Raw genomic sequence first — 3,546 nt, 5'->3', positions numbered from 1 at the left:
GGGAGCCCTTTTGGGGTGTTCTTGTGTGGTTGTTTTGTGATTTTGTTGATTGTTTTATTGCTCAATCTGAGACTTTGATTTGTGTTGAAGTTTTTAAGGGCGCACGGTGGATGCCTTGGCATCAGGAGCCGATGAAGGACGTGGGAATCTGCGATAAGCCTGGTGGAGTCGATAACCGGACGTTGAGACCAGGATTTCCGAATGGGGAAACCCCGTACGGTGTCATGCCGTATGACCTGCAGCTGAATGTATAGGCTGTGTGGAGGGAACGCGGGGAAGTGAAACATCTCAGTACCCGCAGGAAGAGAAAACAATAGTGATTCCGTTAGTAGTGGCGAGCGAACGCGGATGGGGCTAAACCGGTTGGTGTGTGATAGCGGATAGGCGTTGCATCACCGGGGTTGTGGGGCCTACATGTGCTAACCCTATCTGGTTAGCGGGATGAGGTGCAGGCGTATAGGTGAATCGGTTGGAATGCCGGACCAGAGAGGGTGATAGTCCCGTAGGTGTAATGCGTGTCTGCCGTTCTAGTGTGGGTACCCGAGTAGCACGGGGCTCGAGAAATCTTGTGTGAATCTGCCAGGACCACCTGGTAAGCCTGAATACTACCTGATGACCGATAGTGAATCAGTACCGTGAGGGAATGGTGAAAAGTACCCCGGGAGGGGAGTGAAATAGTACCTGAAACCGTGCGCTTACAATCCGTTAAAGCATCCCACTTGTGGGGTGTGATGGCGTGCCTTTTGAAGAATGAGCCTGCGAGTTAGTGCTGTGTCGCGAGGTTAACCCGTGTGGGGAAGCCGTAGCGAAAGCGAGTCTGAATAGGGCGTTTGAGTGGCACGGTCTAGACCCGAAGCGAAGTGATCTACCCATGGCCAGGTTGAAGCGCGTGTAAGAGCGCGTGGAGGACCGAACCCACTTCAGTTGAAAATGGAGGGGATGAGCTGTGGGTAGGGGTGAAAGGCCAATCAAACTTCGTGATAGCTGGTTCTCCCCGAAATGCATTTAGGTGCAGCGTTACGTGTTTCTTACCGGAGGTAGAGCTACTGGATAGCTAATGGGCCCTACAAGGTTACTGACGTTAGCCAAACTCCGAATGCCGGTAAGTGAGAGCGTAGCAGTGAGACTGTGGGGGATAAGCTTCATAGTCGAGAGGGAAACAGCCCAGAACGCCAACTAAGGCCCCTAAGCGTGTGCTAAGTGGAAAAGGATGTGGAGTTGCTGTGACAACCAGGAGGTTGGCTTAGAAGCAGCCACCCTTGAAAGAGTGCGTAATAGCTCACTGGTCAAGTGATTCCGCGCCGATAATGTAGCGGGGCTCAAGCACACCGCCGAAGTTGCGTCATTCAAATATTTGCCTGGTTTCGATTGGGCGTTTGGATGGGTAGGGGAGCGTCGTGTGGACGGTGAAGTCGCGGTGTAAACCAGCGGTGGAGACCACACGAGTGAGAATGCAGGCATGAGTAGCGAATGACGGGTGAGAAACCCGTCCGCCGAATGATCAAGGGTTCCAGGGTCAAGCTAATCTGCCCTGGGTGAGTCGGGACCTAAGGCGAGGCCGACAGGCGTAGTCGATGGACAACGGGTTGATATTCCCGTACCGGCGAAGAACCGCCCATACTGAGCTTTTGATGCTAACCACCATTGAGCATGATGTTGTGGCCTTCGGGCTGCTTTTGTGTGAGGTGCTGGGAACCGATTTTGTGAGGTAAGCGTATTAACAGGTGTGACGCAGGAAGGTAGCCGAGCCAGGCAATGGAATTGACCTGGTCCAAGGGTGTAGGCCGAGAGATAGGCAAATCCGTCTCTCATTTATGGTTGAGACCTGATAGGCACCCACTTTGGTGGGTGATTTGGTGATCCTATGCTGCCTAGAAAAGCATCGGCGCGAGGTTCTAGTCGCCCGTACCCCAAACCGACACAGGTGATCAGGTAGAGAATACTAAGGCGATCGAGAGAATCATGGTTAAGGAACTCGGCAAAATGCCCCCGTAACTTCGGAAGAAGGGGGGCCTGCCCCGTGAGGAAGACTTGCTCTTCTTTTGCGGGTGTGGGCCGCAGAGACCAGGGGGAAGCGACTGTTTACTAAAAACACAGGTCCGTGCGAAGTCGCAAGACGATGTATACGGACTGACTCCTGCCCGGTGCTGGAAGGTTAAGAGGACCGGTTAGCAACTTGTTGCGAAGCTGAGAATTTAAGCCCCAGTAAACGGCGGTGGTAACTATAACCATCCTAAGGTAGCGAAATTCCTTGTCGGGTAAGTTCCGACCTGCACGAATGGAGTAACGACTTCCCCGCTGTCTCAACCATGAACTCGGCGAAATTGCAGTACGAGTAAAGATGCTCGTTACGCGCAGCAGGACGGAAAGACCCCGAGACCTTTACTATAGTTTGGTATTGGTGTTCGGTGCAGCTTGTGTAGGATAGGTGGGAGACTGTGAAGCTCGGACGCTAGTTCGGGTGGAGTCATCGTTGAAATACCACTCTGGCTGTACCGGTCACCTAACTTCGGACCATGATCTGGTTCAGGGACAGTGCCTGATGGGTAGTTTAACTGGGGCGGTTGCCTCCTAAAATGTAACGGAGGCGCCCAAAGGTTCCCTCAGCCTGGTTGGCAATCAGGTGTCGAGTGTAAGTGCACAAGGGAGCTTGACTGTGAGAGTGACAGCTCGAGCAGGGACGAAAGTCGGGACTAGTGATCCGGCGGCACCTCGTGGAAGGGCCGTCGCTCAACGGATAAAAGGTACCTCGGGGATAACAGGCTGATCTTGCCCAAGAGTCCATATCGACGGCATGGTTTGGCACCTCGATGTCGGCTCGTCGCATCCTGGGGCTGGAGTAGGTCCCAAGGGTTGGGCTGTTCGCCCATTAAAGCGGTACGCGAGCTGGGTTTAGAACGTCGTGAGACAGTTCGGTCCCTATCCGCTGCGCGCGTTGGAAATTTGAGAAGGGCTGTCCTTAGTACGAGAGGACCGGGACGGACAAACCTCTGGTGTGTCAGTTGTACTGCCAAGTGCACCGCTGATTAGCTACGTTTGGAAGGGATAACCGCTGAAAGCATCTAAGCGGGAAGCCTGCTTCGAGATGAGATTTCCATGCACCTTGAGTGTGAGAGGCCCCCAGCTAGACCACTGGGTTGATAGGCAGGATGTGGAAGCAAGGACTAAAGACTTGTGTAGCTGACCTGTACTAATAGGCCGATGACTTACAACACACAGTAAAGCAATCGTTGAAGACAATGATGCTCGCGTTCACTATACGGTTACGAGACAACAACTCTTGTAACACTAACTGGATCATCAGCTTGATGATCAGTGTTTTCGATTCACTTCGGTGGGTTGGGGATGTTGATTGTTGGGGTTGGTGGTGTGGTTCATAAGACTTAATGGCACTGGATCATCAGGTGTTGTTTCGAGACTGTTACGGCGGTCATAGCGTGGGGGAAACGCCCGGTCCCATACCGAACCCGGAAGCTAAGGCCCACTGCGCCGATGGTACTGCACTCGTGAGGGTGTGGGAGAGTAGGTCACCGCCGGACTTAACTT

The 3,546-nt window shown here is 53.2% G+C and carries 2 rRNA genes; both read left to right on the top strand.

The features are described 5' to 3' along the window. Nucleotides 1-83 precede the first annotated feature (83 nt). A 23S ribosomal RNA gene (locus ACT3TP_RS18470) occupies nucleotides 84-3,215 on the top strand. A 207-nt stretch (nucleotides 3,216-3,422) separates the two neighbouring features. After that, nucleotides 3,423-3,539 (top strand): 5S ribosomal RNA (rrf, locus tag ACT3TP_RS18465). Nucleotides 3,540-3,546 lie beyond the last annotated feature (7 nt).

This window comes from Glutamicibacter sp. AOP38-B1-38 (assembly GCF_052377485.1).
GTDB lineage: Bacteria > Actinomycetota > Actinomycetes > Actinomycetales > Micrococcaceae > Glutamicibacter.
Note: the sequence above shows the minus strand (reverse complement) of the source record. Positions and strands in the feature narration are given on the sequence as shown.